General features: G+C 66.9%; 16 protein-coding genes. 8 read left to right on the top strand and 8 right to left on the bottom strand.

The genetic code is table 11. From position 1 onward, the window contains the following. Positions 1–9: 9 nt before the first annotated feature. A complete protein-coding gene (locus tag AC3WTE_RS24520; protein ID WP_492441682.1) occupies positions 10–564 on the top strand; it encodes a hypothetical protein in 555 nt (184 codons plus the stop codon). Here AC3WTE_RS24520 and coaE read toward each other — a convergent pair. Then, positions 561–1,775: a dephospho-CoA kinase gene (coaE, locus tag AC3WTE_RS24515; protein ID WP_492441680.1), complete on the bottom strand. Its 1,215-nt coding sequence runs from the start codon at positions 1,773–1,775 to the stop codon at positions 561–563. The genes AC3WTE_RS24520 and coaE overlap by 4 nt on opposite strands. Before the next feature lie 89 nt (positions 1,776–1,864). Then, positions 1,865–3,304 carry a 30S ribosomal protein S1 gene (rpsA, locus tag AC3WTE_RS24510; RefSeq protein WP_061006315.1) on the bottom strand — a complete coding sequence of 480 codons (1,440 nt, stop codon included), beginning with the start codon at positions 3,302–3,304 and terminating at the stop codon, positions 1,865–1,867. A gap of 260 nt (positions 3,305–3,564) precedes the next feature. On the opposite strand from rpsA, the gene AC3WTE_RS24505 reads away from it, so the two are divergent. Both AC3WTE_RS24505 and AC3WTE_RS24500 read left to right on the top strand, forming a co-directional pair. Then, positions 3,565–4,662, top strand: a complete 1,098-nt coding sequence (locus AC3WTE_RS24505) for a PrsW family intramembrane metalloprotease (RefSeq protein WP_492441788.1) — start codon at positions 3,565–3,567, stop codon at positions 4,660–4,662. Between the two features lie 5 nt (positions 4,663–4,667). Continuing rightward, the gene (locus AC3WTE_RS24500; RefSeq protein ID WP_492441786.1) at positions 4,668–5,300 is read left to right on the top strand and encodes a LysE family translocator; all 633 of its coding nucleotides are present in this window, start codon (positions 4,668–4,670) and stop codon (positions 5,298–5,300) included. Here the strand turns inward: AC3WTE_RS24500 and polA are convergent, their stop codons facing one another. Both polA and AC3WTE_RS24490 read right to left on the bottom strand, forming a co-directional pair. After that, entirely contained in the window at positions 5,301–7,961 is a 2,661-nt protein-coding gene (gene polA / locus AC3WTE_RS24495; RefSeq protein WP_492441785.1) for a DNA polymerase I, read from the bottom strand. 58 nt (positions 7,962–8,019) lie between these two features. Beyond that, positions 8,020–8,907, bottom strand: a complete 888-nt coding sequence (locus AC3WTE_RS24490) for a LysR family transcriptional regulator (protein WP_492441677.1) — start codon at positions 8,905–8,907, stop codon at positions 8,020–8,022. A gap of 70 nt (positions 8,908–8,977) precedes the next feature. On the opposite strand from AC3WTE_RS24490, the gene AC3WTE_RS24485 reads away from it, so the two are divergent. The 5 genes from AC3WTE_RS24485 (at position 8,978) to AC3WTE_RS24465 (ending at position 12,707) form a co-directional block, all read left to right on the top strand. After that, a complete protein-coding gene (locus tag AC3WTE_RS24485) occupies positions 8,978–10,117 on the top strand; it encodes an FAD-dependent monooxygenase (protein WP_492441675.1) in 1,140 nt (379 codons plus the stop codon). 106 nt (positions 10,118–10,223) lie between these two features. Continuing rightward, complete coding sequence (locus AC3WTE_RS24480; RefSeq protein WP_492441783.1) at positions 10,224–10,691, top strand: Zn-ribbon domain-containing OB-fold protein; 468 nt, start codon at positions 10,224–10,226, stop codon at positions 10,689–10,691. Further along, the gene (locus AC3WTE_RS24475) at positions 10,688–11,890 is read left to right on the top strand and encodes a lipid-transfer protein (protein ID WP_492441674.1); all 1,203 of its coding nucleotides are present in this window, start codon (positions 10,688–10,690) and stop codon (positions 11,888–11,890) included. Before AC3WTE_RS24480 ends, AC3WTE_RS24475 begins: the two co-directional genes overlap by 4 nt. Positions 11,891–11,963: 73 nt before the next feature. After that, complete coding sequence (locus AC3WTE_RS24470; protein ID WP_459370387.1) at positions 11,964–12,185, top strand: DUF167 domain-containing protein; 222 nt, start codon at positions 11,964–11,966, stop codon at positions 12,183–12,185. Between the two features lie 18 nt (positions 12,186–12,203). Further along, a complete protein-coding gene (locus AC3WTE_RS24465) occupies positions 12,204–12,707 on the top strand; it encodes an O-acetyl-ADP-ribose deacetylase (RefSeq protein ID WP_492441672.1) in 504 nt (167 codons plus the stop codon). 61 nt (positions 12,708–12,768) lie between these two features. Here AC3WTE_RS24465 and AC3WTE_RS24460 read toward each other — a convergent pair whose 3' ends face one another. The 4 genes from AC3WTE_RS24460 to AC3WTE_RS24445 are packed head-to-tail and all read right to left on the bottom strand — an operon-like array spanning position 12,769 to position 16,580. Beyond that, the gene (locus AC3WTE_RS24460) at positions 12,769–13,524 is read right to left on the bottom strand and encodes an ABC transporter ATP-binding protein (protein WP_492441670.1); all 756 of its coding nucleotides are present in this window, start codon (positions 13,522–13,524) and stop codon (positions 12,769–12,771) included. Next, the gene (locus AC3WTE_RS24455; protein WP_492441668.1) at positions 13,511–14,356 is read right to left on the bottom strand and encodes an ABC transporter ATP-binding protein; all 846 of its coding nucleotides are present in this window, start codon (positions 14,354–14,356) and stop codon (positions 13,511–13,513) included. Before AC3WTE_RS24455 ends, AC3WTE_RS24460 begins: the two co-directional genes overlap by 14 nt. Further along, entirely contained in the window at positions 14,353–15,546 is a 1,194-nt protein-coding gene (locus tag AC3WTE_RS24450) for a branched-chain amino acid ABC transporter permease (RefSeq protein ID WP_492441666.1), read from the bottom strand. Before AC3WTE_RS24450 ends, AC3WTE_RS24455 begins: the two co-directional genes overlap by 4 nt. After that, positions 15,543–16,580 (bottom strand): branched-chain amino acid ABC transporter permease, encoded by a 1,038-nt coding sequence (locus tag AC3WTE_RS24445; protein ID WP_492441665.1) that lies wholly within the window; start codon positions 16,578–16,580, stop codon positions 15,543–15,545. The genes AC3WTE_RS24450 and AC3WTE_RS24445 overlap by 4 nt, the downstream gene beginning before the upstream one ends. Positions 16,581–16,661: the final 81 nt, after the last annotated feature.

Here is a 16,661-nt window from a genome sequence, read left to right as displayed (position 1 = left end):
TCAACGACCATGACATCGATCAGGCGCGGACGCGTGGCCGCGGCATCGCTGGCGTGCGGCGCCGCAGTGGCCACGAGCACCTCCCTACTGTTCGCCGCGACGGCGGTGGCCGATCCGGCACCGCCCGCACCGCCGGCGCCGCCGGCCGTCCCGGCCGCGGACACCGCGCCGCCCAGCGCGGGGCCCCACAACGTCACCTACCGGGCCCGGGTCGACGGGGTGTCACGCGGCACGCTCGTCACGTACCGGCTCACCGACAACCAGCTCAACTCGGCGACGCCGAGCTTGCTGCCCGGCGAGATGTTCGAAGCCTCGGCCGTCCTCAACAACGCGGCGAACGCCGGCATGCAGGTGTCGATCCAGTGGCCGTACTCGGCGAGCCTGCACTGCGAGATTCTCGTCGACGACGAGATGGTCGCCCAGGCCGACCAGTTCGTCGCCCCGCGGCTGACGCCGCAGCGCCAGGACCCCGGGTACGGGGTACTCAGCTGCGGTTCGGTGACCGATTTCGATCCAAGCCAGCAGTACAGCGCCGAACCGCCAGGCACCCCGGCAGCGCACTAAGGGCGCCAACCGGTTTCGTCGGCCCAGGCCCAGGCGCGTCGGTACGCACCGGCGAGCCAGGGCTCCTTGGCGTCGGCGTATTGACCACTGGTGGCCGGCGCGGCAGCGATCGCATCGCGTTTGAGGGTCAGATACTCCACCCGCTCGTCGGGGTTGGCAGCGATCCAGGCCGGGAAGAGCAAAGCGAACTGCTGGCCGGGCCAGCCGTCGACGCGGATGTGCACGTTGGTGGGCCGGCCCGGATCGGCCGAAGCGTGAAAACGCTTCTGCCACAGTGCCTTGTCGTCGGATTGGTCGAACTCGGCAACGGTGCTGCGCGCAGCGTCCTTCGCGACGTCTTCGGTGATGTCCGCGATCCGCGGGTAACCGGCGGTCAGCAACAGGCCGGCGAGTTCGTCGGCCACCTCGAGCGACGTCACGGTGATCTGGATGTCGATGACGTCCTTGGCGTCCATGTCGGGCACTGCCGTCGACCCGATGTGGTCGACCCGCACCGCCCGGTGCCCGCATGTGGTGCCCAGCCGGGCCACGATGCGGCGGGCCTGCTGATGCCACGTCTCGTCGTAGGACACCACCGCCGGCACGACGGTGGCCGGCACGCCCGCCTGCACGTTGCGTGCGAAGGGCACGATCCGCTGCTCCCACAGCTCGCGAGCCTTGGCGGCCAGTTCGTCGGCGCTGCCGTGGTTGTCCAGCCAGACATCCGCAACGGCCTGACGCTGTTCGATGGTCGCCTGCGCCGCGATCCGGGCACGGGCGTCCTCCTCCGAGAAGCCGCGGTACTTGATCAGCCGCGCGACGCGCACGTCCTCGTCAGCGTGCACCATGACGACCAACGGGAACAGCGGCGCCATCTGCGACTCGACCAGCAGCGGAATGTCTTCCACCACAACCGAACCCACCGGCGCGGCGTCGATGAGCTCGGCGCGGCGTTTGCCGACCAGCGGGTGCACGATGCCGTTGAGAGTCTTGCGCTTCTCCTCGTCGCTGAACGCGACCGCAGCCAGCGCGGGACGGTCGAGCGAACCGTCGGGCAGCAAGATGTCCCTGCCGAACGCCTCCACCAAGGCGGCCAGCCCCTCGGTGCCCGGCTCGACCACCTCGCGGGCGATCACGTCTCCGTCGACGATGATGCCGCCTTCCGCGGCGAAGGTCGATGACACAGTGGATTTTCCGGCGCCGATGCCGCCGCTCAGTCCGATACGAAGCACGCAGGACACCCTATCGGGAGCCCACCGACAACAAATGCCCCGGCCCAATGGGCCGGGGCATTTGTCTATGTCCTGCTAGGACGACCTAATCAGGCGTTGCCGGCGAGCTTCTCGCGCAGCGCTGCCAACTGGGCGTCGCTGGCCAGGGTGCCACCGGTCGACTCCTCGGAACGCGAGGAACCGCTGGTCGCCGGACGGGCAGCTGCTTCGGCGTCGGCCGCGGCGAACTTCTCCATCTGGGCGGTGTGCATCTTGTGGCGACGCTCGGCCTCGGCGTACCGGGCCTCCCACTCGTCACGCTGCTTCTCGAAGCCTTCCAGCCATTCGTTGCTGTCGGCGTCGAAGCCCTCGGGGAAGATGTAGTTGCCCTGCTCGTCGTAGCTGTCGGCCATGCCGTACTTCGACGGGTCGAACTCTTCGGTGTAGTCCTCGTTGGCCTGCTTGAGGCTCAGCGAGATGCGGCGACGCTCCAGGTCGATGTCGATGACCTTGACCATCGCGTCGTCGCCGACCTGGACCACCTGGTCCGGGACCTCGACGTGGCGCTCGGACAGCTCCGAGATGTGCACCAGGCCCTCGATGCCCTCTTCGACGCGGACGAACGCACCGAACGGAACCAGCTTGGTGACCTTGCCCGGAACGATCTGACCGATCGCGTGGGTGCGGGCGAAGTGGCGCCACGGGTCTTCCTGAGTTGCCTTGAGCGACAGCGAAACCCGCTCGCGGTCCATGTCGACGTCCAGCACCTCGACGGTGACCTCGTCGCCCACCTGAACCACCTCGGACGGGTGATCGATGTGCTTCCAGGACAGCTCCGAGACGTGCACCAGGCCGTCCACGCCGCCCAGGTCGACGAACGCACCGAAGTTGACGATCGACGAAACGACACCCTTGCGGATGGCGCCCTTGGTGAGCTGGTTGAGGAACTCGCTGCGGACCTCGGACTGGGTCTGCTCGAGCCAGGCACGACGCGACAGGACCACGTTGTTGCGGTTCTTGTCGAGCTCGATGATCTTGGCCTCGATCTCCTTGCCGATGTACGGCTGCAGATCGCGCACCCGGCGCATCTCGACGAGCGATGCGGGCAGGAAGCCGCGCAGGCCGATGTCGAGGATCAGGCCGCCCTTGACGACCTCGATGACGGTGCCCTTGACGGCCTCGTCCTTTTCCTTGAGCTCCTCGATGGTGCCCCAGGCGCGCTCGTACTGAGCCCGCTTCTTGGACAGGATCAGGCGGCCTTCCTTGTCCTCCTTGGTGAGAACGAGGGCTTCGACCTCATCGCCCACGGAAACGACCTCGTTGGGGTCGACGTCGTGCTTGATGGAAAGTTCGCGAGAAGGAATGACACCTTCGGTCTTGTAGCCGATGTCGAGCAGGACCTCATCGCGGTCCACCTTGACGATGGTCCCTTCGACGATGTCGCCATCGTTGAAGTACTTGATGGTCTTGTCGATAGCGGCGAGAAAGTCCTCTGCCGAGCCAATGTCGTTGATGGCTACTTGCGGCGAGGTGATGGAGGGACTTGGCATGTGGTGGGATGCTCCGGACAGGTTAAATCGTAGGGACAAATTGGTTGTTTTCCGTGACGCGTCGCGGCGTTGCCGCCTGACGTCTCACGCGCACCCATAGCCCATGTGGACACAGGTACTTGTTGAGGGTACTAGACCCGTAGACGCAGGCCAAACGCGGTCTACTCCACTGCAGGGGAATGTCGTTCCGGGCCGATATCCTGCGTGACGTGTATCCCGCCCCGTCGCCCGTACCGCCGCCGTACCCGTACCTGGCGCCGATGCCGCGGCGAATCCGCAAGGTCGGTGCGCCACTGGGCGTGATCATCGGGCTGGGTGTGCTGATCGGCTGCGTCCTGATCCTGACCACCCTCACCAACCCGATCGGCATGACCATCGGGTTCGTGCTGGCCAGCATCGCCACCGCCGTGGTGCTGCTGACCTACCTGTGGTTCGACCGCTGGGAGCCCGAGCCGGCGCGGCTGCTGATCTTCGCGTTCATCTGGGGCGCCTCGATCAGCGTCGTCATCTCGGTGGTCCTGGAGACGATGTCGACGCCGCTGCTCGGCAAGGACGGCTTCGCGGCCATGGCCATCGGTGCACCGGTCATCGAAGAGGCCGCCAAGGGCGCGTTCCTGCTGCTGATGATGACCGGCCGGCGCCGCAACGAACTCAACTCGCTGACCGACTGCCTGGTCTATGCCGGCTTCGTGGCCGCGGGTTTCGCGTGGCTGGAGAACATCTTCTACATCGCGATGGGCGAGACCATCGCACATTCCCTGCTCACCGCCGCGCTGCGGCTGATCATGGGCCCGTTCGCGCATCCGCTGTTCACCAGCATGACCGGCATCGGTGTGTACCTCGCGCTGCAGCACCGCGGCGCCGCGGCCAAGGTGCTGTACATCGGACTCGGCTACCTCGCCGCGGTGGTCATGCACATGTTGTGGAACGGCTCGACCGTCGTCGGCGCCGGGGCGTACTTCGCCGTCTACCTGTTCTGGATGGTGCCCATCTTCACCCTCGCCATCGTCACCGGCGTGCTGGGCCGCCGCCGCGAACAGCGGGTGGTCGCCGACAAGCTGCCGGGGCTCGTGGCCTCCGGCCTCATCACCCCGAACGAGGCGACGTGGCTCGGCTCCATGCGCACCCGGAAGGCGGCGATTGCGACGGCGACGCGGATCGGCGGCGCCCCGGCCGGGAAATCGGTGAAGGAATTCGCCGTGCAGGTCGTCGAGTTGGCATTCGTCCGGGACCGCATCGACCGGGGACTGGCTGACCAGCGGACCTATCAGCTGCATGCCGAGGAGGCGTACTGGCTCACCGCCACCCGGGCACAAGCGCCGGTGCTGCAGTGGCTGACCAACTACCGGGCGGCGTGACTGGCGTGCTCGCGCACCTTCTCGACGTCCTGCCGGCGTTTCTGGTCGCGTCGGTGATCCTGGCGGCGCTGCCCGGTCCCGCGACGGCGCTATTCCTGCACCGTGCGGTGCGCGATGGTCGCAAGGCCGGCCTGGCGGCCGTCGTCGGCAATGAGATCGGCATCTGCGGGTGGACGCTGGCCGGCGGCGGCGGGCTGTCGATCCTGCTGACGGCCAACCACTGGCTGTCGCTGGCGCTGCACATCGTCGGGGCCGCGATCATGATCTGGCTCGGCATCAGTGCCTGGCGCAGCGCGAAGCACCCCACCGACATGGCCGTCGCCCTGCCGCCGCGGGGACGGACCCCGGCCGCAGCGTTCCGTGCGGCACTGGTGTCCATCGCTGCCAATCCGAAGGCCGCGGCCTTCGGAATCGTGGTGCTCCCCCAATTCCTGCCGGGCACCGGCCCGGTGCTGCCGACGCTCCTGGTGCTCGCCGGCATCCAGCTCGTCGTCGACACGTCGTGGTGCGTCGGCGTGGTTCTGGCTGCGGACAAGGCGCGAAATGTCTTGAGCCGTACCCACATTCGTCAGCGCATCGAGCGCGCCATGGGCGCGATCCTCGTTGCGCTCGGTCTCGGCCTGGCGGCTGACGCCTAGTCAGTGCGCGGCGGCATCCCAACTGGGGCCGTAGCCCACCGAAACCTCAAGCGGCACGTCCAGCGGGTAGGCACTGCCCATTTGTTCGCGGACCAGCTTCTCGAGAGCATCCCGCTCGCCTTCGGCGACCTCGAACAGCAATTCGTCGTGCACCTGGAGCAGGATGCGTGACTTCAGCCCGGCGTCCTTCATGGCGCGGTCGACGTTGATCATCGCGACCTTGATGATGTCGGCGGCGCTGCCCTGGATGGGCGCGTTGAGCGCGGCCCGCTCCGCGGCCTCCCGGACGTTGCGGTTGCTGCTGTCGAGTTCCGGCAGATAACGCCGCCGCCCGAGCACCGTCGAGGTGTACCCGTCCTTGCGGGCCTGTTCGACGACCGAGTGCAGGTAGTCGCGCACCCCGCCGAACCGATCGAAGTACTGGTCCATCTGCTGCTTGGCTTCTTCGGTCGAGATCTTCAGCTGCGAGGCCAGGCCGTACGCCGACAGCCCGTAGGCCAAGCCATAGGACATGGCCTTGACCCGGCGGCGCAGTTCGACCGTCACGTCTTCGCTCGGCACGCCGAACGCCCGCGACGCGACGAAAGTATGGAGGTCCTCGCCGGTATTAAAAGCGTTCAGTAGGCCTTCGTCTTTGGACAGGTGCGCCATGATGCGCATCTCGATCTGGCTGTAGTCGGCCGTCATGAGCTCGGTGAAACCCTTGCCCACCACGAACGCCTCGCGGATCAGCCGGCCCGCCTCGGTGCGGATCGGGATGTTCTGCAGGTTCGGCTCGGTCGACGACAGCCGCCCGGTGGCCGCGATGGTCTGGTTGAAGGTGGTGTGAATCCGCCCGTCGGATGCCACGGCGTTCAGGAGACCGTCGACCGTGACCTTGAGCCGGGTGGCATCTCGGTGCGCCAGCAGATGCTGCAGGAATGGATGCCCCGTCTTGTCCAGAAGCGATTGCAGCGCATCGGCATCCGTCGTGTAGCCGGTCTTGGTGCGCTTGGTCTTCGGCATCTCGAGCTTGTCGAACAGCACCACCTGCAGCTGCTTGGGCGAACCCAGATTGATCTGCTCACCAATGGCCGCGTAGGCCGCCTCTGCCGCGTCCCGGATCTGGTCGGCGAACTGGCTCTGCAACCGGCCGAGCAGTTCGATGTCGACGGCGATGCCCGCGTTCTCCATCTCGGCGAGCGCCCGCTGCACCGGCAATTCCATCTGGCCGAGCAGCGCCAGCGAGTCGATCCCCGCGAGTTGGACGTCCAGCGCGTCGGCCAGATCGCCGACGGCCGCGGCCCGCACGATCAGGGCCTGAATCGCCGCGTCATCGACCTCATCAGGATCGTCGAGCAGCGAAAGCTGTTGCTGCTCCGCGCTTTCCGCGCGCAGTTCGCGGCCCAGATAGCGCACCGACAAGTCGTCGAGCGCGAAGCTGCGCTGCCCGGGACGGACCAGGTAGGCGGCCAGCGCGGTGTCGGAGGTGACGCCGGCGAGCGGCCAGCCACGGCCCAGCAAGTCGTGCCATGCGAGCTTGGCCTCGTGCAGCGCCTTGGGCGGGCCGGGATCAGCGAGCCAGGACGCCAGCGCCGCTTCATCCTCGGCATCCAGCCGGGCGGTGTCGATGTAGACGCCTTCACCGCTGGCCGACACGATGGCCACCGCGGTGGCATCGGCATCGAATGCCTTGTGAGTGCCGGCAACGGCCATCCCGAAGCGGCTGCCGTTGCTGTGCTCGGCGAGCCAGGCCGCGAGCGTGCCCGGCTCCAGCAGACCGCCGCGGACGTCGAAGCCGAGCTCGACCTCGGGCTCGACCGGCGACAACGTATCGAACAGCCGGTCCCGGAGAACCCGGAACTCCAGGTCGTCGAACAGTTGATGGATGCGGTCGCGGTCCCAGGGCTGCACCCGCAGCGCGTCCGGGGTATGCGCCAGCGGCACGTTCTTGACCAGGTCGGTCAGCTCACGATTGAGGATGACGCTGGAGAGGTTGGCTCGCAGTGAGTCGCCGACCTTCCCCTTGACCTCGTCGACATGATCGACCAGCCCCTGCAGCGAGCCGTACTGGTTGATCCACTTGGACGCGGTCTTCTCGCCCACGCCGGGGATGCCGGGCAGGTTGTCGCTCGGGTCACCACGCAGGGCGGCGAAATCCGGGTACTGCGCCGGGGTGAGGCCGTACTTCTCGACGACCGCATCGGGGGTGAAGCGGTGCAGGTCGCTGACGCCCTTCTTGGGGTACAGCACCGTGACGTCGTCGGTCACCAGCTGCAGCGAGTCGCGGTCGCCGGTGACCACCAGGACCCGGAAGTCCTCCGCCTCGGCCTGGGTGGCCAGCGTCGCGATCAGGTCGTCTGCCTCGAAACCGTCCTCGGCCAAGACCGTGATGCCGAGCGCGCCCAGCACCTCTTTGGTGATGTCGATCTGGCCGCGGAACTCGTCGGGCGTGGCGGCCCGGCCCTCTTTGTACTCCGGGTACTTCTCCTTGCGGAAGGTCTGGCGGGACACGTCGAATGCGGCGGCGACGTGCGACGGCTTCTCGTCGCGCAGCAAGTTGATCAGCATGGCGGTGAACCCGTACACCGCATTGGTGGTGAGCCCACCCCGGGTCTTGAAGTTCTCGGCGGGCAGCGCGTAGAACGCTCGGAACGCCAGTGAGTTGCCGTCCAGCAGCATCAATGTGGGCTTGGTGGTAGGCGGGGCATCCGTTGCGGTGGGGCTCACGGCCCTAACTCTATTCAGCCCCACCGACAGCCAGTAACCGCCGCGCCATGTTCGCCAACTCGCGCGCCGCCGGACTCACCGGCCCGCCGGACCGCCAGGCGAACACGAGCCGTCCGCGCAGCGCCGGGATCAGCGTGACGAGGTGCAGATCGGTGCGTGAGGCGACCAACGACTGCGGCAACACGGCGACCCCCAAACCGCGCGCGGCGAGGTCGGCCAGCGCGTGCGGCGTACTGGCCTCGAACGCGACGTGCACGTCGACGCCGAGGTCGGCGCACGCCCGGTCGAACTGGTGACGAATGCCGGTGCCGACCGGCAGCGCGATGACGGGACGGTCGGCCAACTCCTCCAACCGGGCGTTGCGCCGGCCGGACCACCGATCGTCGCGGCCGACCGCAACGACGATCGGCTGATCGGTGACGACCACACCAGCGACACCCGACGGCAGCTCGGTACCGACGGACACGATGGCGGCATCCAACCGTCCCGTGCGTATGCCCTCGATCAGTTCGTCCGAGTTCGCGGTGCCGAGAGTGATGTCGACGTGCGGGTGCGCCTCGTGGAACTGCGCCAGCAGGCTCGGCATGTCGACGTCGTGCGCGGTGACGGTGCCGATGGTCACCGACCCTCGCACCAGATCGCTCAATTCGGCCACCGCGGTGCGCGCATCGAGAACGGCGGCCAGGGCGGCGCGGGCGTGCGGCAGCACTGCCTGCCCGGCAGCGGTCAACCGAATCTCGCGTCGGCCGCGATCGAACAACGGCTCCCCCAGCTCACGCTCCAGCCGGGCGATCTGCGCACTGACCGCGGGCTGTGCGACGTGGATGCGCTCGGCGGCACGGGTGAAATTGGCTTCCTCGGCAACCGCGACGAAGTACTCGAGCTGCCGTAGTTCCATAAGCATTAATTATAGTTTGTTGACTTCATCGGTATTGGACTTATAGTTCCGTCGCGCCGAGGCTGGACACATGACACAGCTACTCATCGCCGGCGGCGGTATCGGCGGCCTCACCACCGCACTGACGCTGCACGCCCGCGGATTCGACGCCCTCGTTCTCGAGCGTGCGCACGACCTGCAGCCCTTCGGTGTCGGCATCAACCTGTTGCCGCACGCCGTGCGCGAACTCACCGAGCTCGGCCTCGGTGACGAGCTGAACGCCATGGCGGTGGCCCCGTCAGCGATTCGCTTCTACACCCATCGCGGCGAGCTGCTGTTCACCGAACCTCGGGGTCTGGACGCGGGCGACGCCTATCCGCAACTGTCGGTGCACCGCGGACGGCTACAGATGATGTTGCTCGACGCCGTACGGAAACGTCTGGGCGCCGACGCTGTCCGCACCGGCAGTGGGGTTACCGGCTTCCAGCAGAGCACCGACGGTGTCACCGTCGGTACCGCCGCAGGCCCGGTTACCGGTGCCGCGTTGATCGGCGCCGACGGCATCAATTCGATCGTGCGTGCCGCGTTGCATCCTGACCATGACCTGTTGCTGTCGTCGGGCATCACGATGTACCGCGGGGCGAGCGAGATCACGCCGTTCCTGGACGGGCGCACCATGGCAATCATCAAGGCCGACAACGGAGTTGACCTGATCACCTATCCCATCGGCGGCGCTCGGGTCAACTGGGTGCTCCAGGTCCCCAGCGGGCAGCCCGGCCCGCTGCAGGGCGACGCCGAATGGAACGCGCCCGCGGCGCCCGACGACGTCTTGCCGCACGTGGCCGACTGGGACCTCGACTGGCTCGACATGGACGCGCTGATCGGCCGGAGCCCCGCGCTGTTCAGCTACCCCATGGTCGACAAGGACCCGTTGCCCCATTGGGGCGACGGACTGGTGACGCTGCTCGGCGACGCCGCCCACCCGATGTACCCCGTCGGGGCCAACGGCGCGTCGCAATCGATCGTGGATGCCCGCGTACTCGCCGACGAACTCGCTGCCCACGGCTTCTCCGGTCTTCGCACTTACGAGACAGCCCGGCGCGCCGAGACCGCGGACGTCATCGCCGCCAACCGCGAGATGCACGTCGCCGGGGCGTCCCGGACCCCGGAGCAGCTGGCCCGGGTCACCGCCCGGTACCGGACCGAGACGGCGACAAGCACCCGGTCATGAATGGGTTGACCCGCGACCATTCAAGGCGCTTTCCCGGTGTCCGGGACAGAACTGCAACACGTTTCAGTTTTCCCCGGCCGCCGGTTACTCTGAGCTGGTGCCAGGAGTGACGGACGCCGGTAGTCAGCCGGCCATTGAAGGTTGGTGGGACACCGACGAAAGCGGTGCGCCGCACCTGATCGGGGCAAAATGCCCGCAGTGCGGAACCTATGTTTTCCCGCCCCGCGAAAACAACTGCCCCAGCCCGGCGTGTGACAGCGACGTGCTTGAGCCCGTCGCGTTGTCGCGCCGCGGCACCGTGTGGAGTTACACCGAGAACCGCTATCCCCCGCCGGCGCCGTACCCGGCGACCGATCCGTTCGAGCCGTTCGCCATCGCCGCCGTCCAACTCGAGGCCGAAGGTCTCATCGTGCTGGGCAAGGTCGTCGAGGGCACGCTCGCCGCGGACCTGAAGGTCGGCATGGAGATGGAACTGACGACCATGCCGCTGTACACCGACGCCGACGGTGTCGAGCGGACCACCTACGCCTGGGCGATAGCGGACGCGAGGAGCATGGAGGATTCAGCAGAATGAGCACCCCAGATCCGTTGTACATCCTCGGTGCGGGCATGCACCCGTGGGGCAAGTGGGGCCGTGACTTCACCGAGTACGGCGTCGTCGCCGCGCGCGCCGCACTGGCCGAAGCCGGCCTCGACTGGCGCCAGATCCAGTTGGTCGCCGGTGCCGACACCATCCGTAACGGTTACCCGGGCTTCATCGCCGGGTCGACGTTCGCCCAGAAGCTGGGCTGGAACGGCGTGCCGGTGTCGTCGTCGTACGCCGCCTGCGCCTCGGGTTCGCAGGCGCTGCAGAGCGCCCGCGCCCACATCCTGGCCGGTTTCTGCGACGTCGCGCTGGTCATCGGCGCCGACACCACGCCCAAGGGTGCCTTCGCGCCGGTCGGCGGCGAGCGCAAGAACGATCCCGACTGGCAGCGCTTCCACCTGCTGGGTGCCATGAACCCGGTGTACTTCGCCCTGCTGGCCCGCCGCCGCATGGACCTGTACGGCGCCACCTCCGAGGACTTCGCCCAGATCAAGGTGAAGAACTCCAAGCACGGCCTGAACAACCCGAATGCCCGCTACCACAAGGAGGCGTCGGTCGAGGACGTGCTGGCCAGCCCGGTCGTCTCCGACCCGCTGCGACAGCTGGACATCTGCGCCACCTCGGACGGCGCCGCCGCGCTGATCGTGGCCAGCGCGGACTTCGCGCGCAAGCACCTGGGCTCGCTGGACGGCGTGCCGTCGGTGCGTGCCATCAGCACCGTCACGCCGCGGTATCCGCAGCACCTGCCCGAATTGCCGGACATCGCAACGGATTCCACCGCAGCCATCCCCGGGCCGGACCGGGTGTTCAAGGACCAGATTCTCGATGCGGCGTACGCCGAGGCCGGCATCGGACCCGACGACGTCAACCTGGCGGAGGTGTACGACCTGTCGACCGCTCTGGAGCTCGACTGGTACGAGCACCTGGGCCTGTGCGCCAAGGGCGAAGGCGAGCAGCTGCTGCGCTCCGGCGCCACCACGATCGGTGGCCGCGTGCCGGTCAACCCCTCAGGTGGTCTGGCGTGCTTCGGTGAGGCCATTCCCGCTCAGGCCATCGCGCAGGTTTGTGAGCTGACCTGGCAGCTGAAGGGCCAGGCCATCGGCCGCCAGGTCGAGGGCGCCCGCGTGGGCGTGACCGCGAACCAGGGCCTGTTCGGCCACGGCTCGTCGGTGATCGTCGCGCGCTGATACCGCCGCCCAACGTGCGGAAAATCCCGGGAAATTACCGATTTCCCGGGATTTTCTGCACAGTGGGCCGGTGATGATTTCAGTCCGGGTCAAGCCGGGGAGCCGCAAAGGGCCGCTCGTCGAGACCGACGACGACGGCACGCTGGTGGTGTACGTCCGCGAGCAGGCGGTGGACGGCAAGGCCAACACCGCGGTGATCCGGGTACTGGCCGAGCATTTCGGCGTGCCGAAGTCGCGGGTGGAGTTGGTGTCCGGCGCGGCGGCCCGGATCAAGCGGTTCCGGATCGTCGAGTAGCGCGGTAATACTGCAGTCATGCCTCGCATCACCGCCGTCCGCGGCGACATCACCCAGCAGGACGTCGACGCGATCGTCAACGCCGCGAACAGTGGGATGCGTGGCGGCGGTGGCGTGGACGGCGCCATCCACCGGGCCGGCGGGCCTGCCGTGCTACACGACTGCATCGAGCGCTTTCCTCATGGGCTGGCCACCGGCGACTCCGGCTGGACGACCGCCGGGAACCTTCCGGCGCGGTGGGTGATTCATACGGTAGGCCCGAATTACCGCGCAGGCCAACGTGATCCGGAGTTGTTGCGATCCTGCTACCGCCGTTCCCTCGAGGTCGCCGACGAACTCGGCGCGCAGAGCATGGCCTTTCCGCTGATCAGCGCCGGTATCTACGGCTGGCCGCTCCATGAGGCAATCATGATCGCCGCCGAGACGATTGCATCTGCCGCCACGAAGGTCGATGACGTCCGTCTGGTGGCGATCGACGCGGACATCGTCAACCGAATCGATGCTCAACTGCGACGAACATGAGCTCACGTCCGAAGTTTGGCAGGAACTTCGAACACAAGCTCACGTTCGGCGGAAAGCCAGCTCAGGCGACGCCGAGGTAGGCGGCTCGGATGCTGTCATCCTTCAGCAGGTCACGGGCATTGCCGCTGCGGGTGACGGCGCCGGTCTCCAGGATGTAGGCCCGATCGGACCGGCTCAGTGCCTGCTGGGCGTTCTGCTCCACCAGCAGCACCGTGGTGCCCTGGGTGTTGATCTCGGAGATGATCCGGAAGATCTGCGAGATGACCATGGGTGCCAGACCCATCGACGGCTCGTCCAGCAGCAGCACCTTGGGCCGGGCCATCAGCGCACGGCCGATCGCCAGCATCTGCTGCTCGCCTCCAGAGAGCGTCCCGCCGGCCTGCGACCGCCGTTCGGCCAGCCGCGGGAATGTCGTCAGCACCCAGTCGAGACGCTCGTCGTGGTCGTGCTTGGACTCGAATTTTCGCCCATAGCAACCCATCTCGAGGTTCTCGATGATGGTCATCCCCGGGAAGATGCCGCGCCCCTCCGGCGCCTGGATCAGGCCCGCGGTCACCCGACGATGCGCTTTCATCTTCGATACGTCCTCGCCGTCGAACCACACCGAACCCGACGACAGCGGCAACAGGCCGGAGATGGCCCGCATCATGGTCGTCTTACCCGCGCCGTTGGAGCCGAGCAGGGTGACCAGTTCGCCCTCCCGCACGATCAGCGAAACACCATGCAGCGCTTGAATTCTGCCGTACTGGACGACGACGTCACGAACCTCCAGTAGTACCGGCCGCAGGTCGAGGTCGACGGATTCAGAGCTCGTCATCGGGCACCCCCAGGTAAGCGGCGATGACCTTCGGGTCCTCGCGAATCTCGGCCGGCAGGCCTTCGGCGATCTTGCGCCCGAACTCCAGTACCACGATCCGGTCGGTGACACCCATGACCAGCCGCATGTCGTGTTCGATCAGCAGCACGGTGTAGCCGTCGTCCCGGATGGCCTGGATCAGTTCGATCAGCGCGGACTTCTCGCTCGGGTTGAAGCCGGCAGCCGGCTCGTCCAGGCAGAGCAGTTTCGGCTCGGTGGCCAGGGCCCGGGCGATCTCCAGACGGCGCTGGTCGCCATACGGCAGGTTGCGGGCCTTCTCTTCGCCGCGGTGCGCGATCCCCACGAATTGCAGTAGCGCGGCAGCGCGTTCGATGGCGTCGCGTTCCTCGCGCCGGTGTCGCGCGGAACGCAGCAGCGCACCGGGGACCGACGTCTTGTGCCGGGCGTCGGTGCCGACGACGACGTTTTCGAGCGCCGTCATCTCGCCCCACAGCCGGATGTTCTGGAAGGTGCGCGCGATGCCGCGCCGGGTGATCTCGTGGCGCTTGATCTTGCCGAGCGGCGCGCCGTCGAACATCACCGAACCCGACGACGGCCGGTACACACCGGTGATTGCGTTGAAGCAGGTGGTCTTGCCGGCCCCATTGGGACCGATGAGGCCGAGAATCTCGCCGCGGCGGATATCGAACGTCACGGAGTCGAGCGCGGTGAGCCCACCGAACTTGACGGTGAGATCGGTTGTCGCCAAGAGCTTCTCGCCCTCGGCGACCTGCACGTCACGGTGCAGTGCGGCGAGTTCCTCGTCGGGTGTGAGCTCTGGTGAGTCGCTCATGCCGCCGCCTTCGAATCGTCCGCGTTGCGCAGCAACCGACGCGCCGCCTGGCTGTACGCCAGCAGCTGCTGGCGCACCGGGAACAGTCCCTGCGGCCGGAAGATCATCAGCACCACCAGGGCCAGGCCGAAGAACAGGTATTTGAGGTCACCGAGGTTGATGCCGAGCACGTGCACTCCGAGCAGCCGGTTCGGCAGGTAGACGATGATGAACGCGCCGAAGATCACGCCGAGCTTGTTGCCCTGCCCGCCGAGGACCACGGCGCACAGGAACAGCATCGAGTTGATGATGTTGAAGGTCGGGGGTGCTACGTACTGCACCTGTCCGGCATACAACGCGCCCGACAGGCCGCCGATGCCCGCGCCGATGACGAATGCCCATAGCTTGAACTTGAAAGTGTTGACGCCCATGACTTCTGCGGCGTCCTCGTCTTCCCGGATGGCGACCCAGGCCCGTCCGACGCGGCTGCGCTCGAGGTTGCCGACGAGCAGCAGGATGCCGACCATGAGCGCCAGCCCCAGCCAGAACCACCAGGTGCCGTAGTTGGCATGCCCGGTGGAGTTACCGCTGGAGAACACACCGGTGGGCAGCTTGTCGGTCTCCCCCAACCGCGGATACGCGATCTGGTTGAGGCCGCGGGCGCCGTTGGTCAGATCGGAAAGGTTGTCGGCCAGGAGCCGGATGATCTCGCCGAATCCCAGGGTGACGATGGCCAGGTAATCCCCGCGCAGCCGCAGCGTCGGGATACCCAGCACCAGGCCGGCCAACGCCGTGACGGCCATGGCCAGCGGCACACACGCCAGCCAGGCCCAGTCCTTGTCGAGGAACCCGCCCGCCCCCACCTGGTTCCACGGGCTGTCGGGGCTGGTCAGCAGCGCGACGGTGTACGCGCCGACGGCGTAGAACCCGACATAGCCGAGGTCGAGCAATCCGGCTTGGCCCACAACGACGTTGAGGCCGATCGCGATGATCGCCACCATCGCGAACTGCGCCATGGTGCCGCCGAAGCTGATGCCGGGCGTGTTGAGGAACGGCGGGGTGTACAGCGGCAGCAACGCCACCGCAGCGAACACGACGATGCCGACGGCCCATTTCGCGGGTCGGTTCTGCTGATCCCACCACTGGCGCAACCGGTCGCCGGGCGCCAGCACGTACCGGGCCCAGCCCTCGCTTCGATGCTGCCCGCTCATGCTCGTGCCTTCCCGAGACTTTCACCGAGTATCCCGGTGGGACGGATCAGCAGCACCAGCACCAGCAGCACGAAGGCCACCACGTCGCGCCACTGGGTACCGAAGAATGCCTGCCCGTAGTTCTCCATGATGCCGAGGATCAGCCCGCCCAGCAGCGCACCCCGAAGGTTGCCGATGCCGCCGAGCACCGCGGCCGAAAATGCCTTGATCCCCAACAAGAATCCACCTGAGTAGATGATGCCCTGCGGCACCTTCAAGGTGTAGAGCAGCGCGGCCGCGCCGGCCAGCAGGCCGCCGATGAGGAACGTCGTCATGATGATGCGCTCGCGGGACACGCCCATGAGGGTGGCTGTTGCCGGGTCCTGGGCGACGGCTCGGATACCGCGGCCGAATTTGGTGCGATTGAGTGCGATATCGGTGAGCAGCGCCAGCACAACCGCGGCCACCACGATGACGACTGTGACGTTCGAGATGTTCGCGCTGAACAGCGTGAACTGAGTTTTGGGCTGCACCAGGATGATCGGCTGCTGGGCATTGCTGCCGCCGAATCCCTTGAGGATCTTCGGCAGCACGAAGTGCACGAACTCCTGCAGGACGAACGACATGCCGATCGCGGTGATGAGGAACGTCAGCCCACGCGCATTGCGGCGGCGCAGCGGCCGGTAGGCCACGACCTCCAACCCGACGGCGGCGGCACCGGAAACCGCCATCGCGACCACCAAGGCGACACCCAGATAGAAGATCGTCAGCCCGATACCCAGGTTGTACGCATTACCGCTGGGCTTGAAACCGAGAATCATCTCCAGCGCGAAGTACGCGCCGAACATGCCGAGCATGAAGATTTCCGAGTGTGCGAAGTTGATCAGCCGCAGCACGCCGAAGACCAGGGTGTAGCCGACGGCGACCAGGGCATAGATCGCACCCCACGACAAACCGTCAATCGTCAACTGCCAGAACCCGTTCAGCAGGTTGTCTACGTTGAAATTGATATTGGCCGCGGTGCACACGTAGTGGCCGACGCAATCGGGGGTCATCGGGTGGCGGCTCCTCGGTTATCGCGGTGGTGACTGTCTGCGAACAAACGACGCGCCCGGCACGGGGTCCGGACGCGTCGT

The organism is Mycobacterium sp. FW102-FHT13B02, from assembly GCF_058790275.1.
This window is presented reverse-complemented; position numbering and strand designations above follow the sequence as displayed.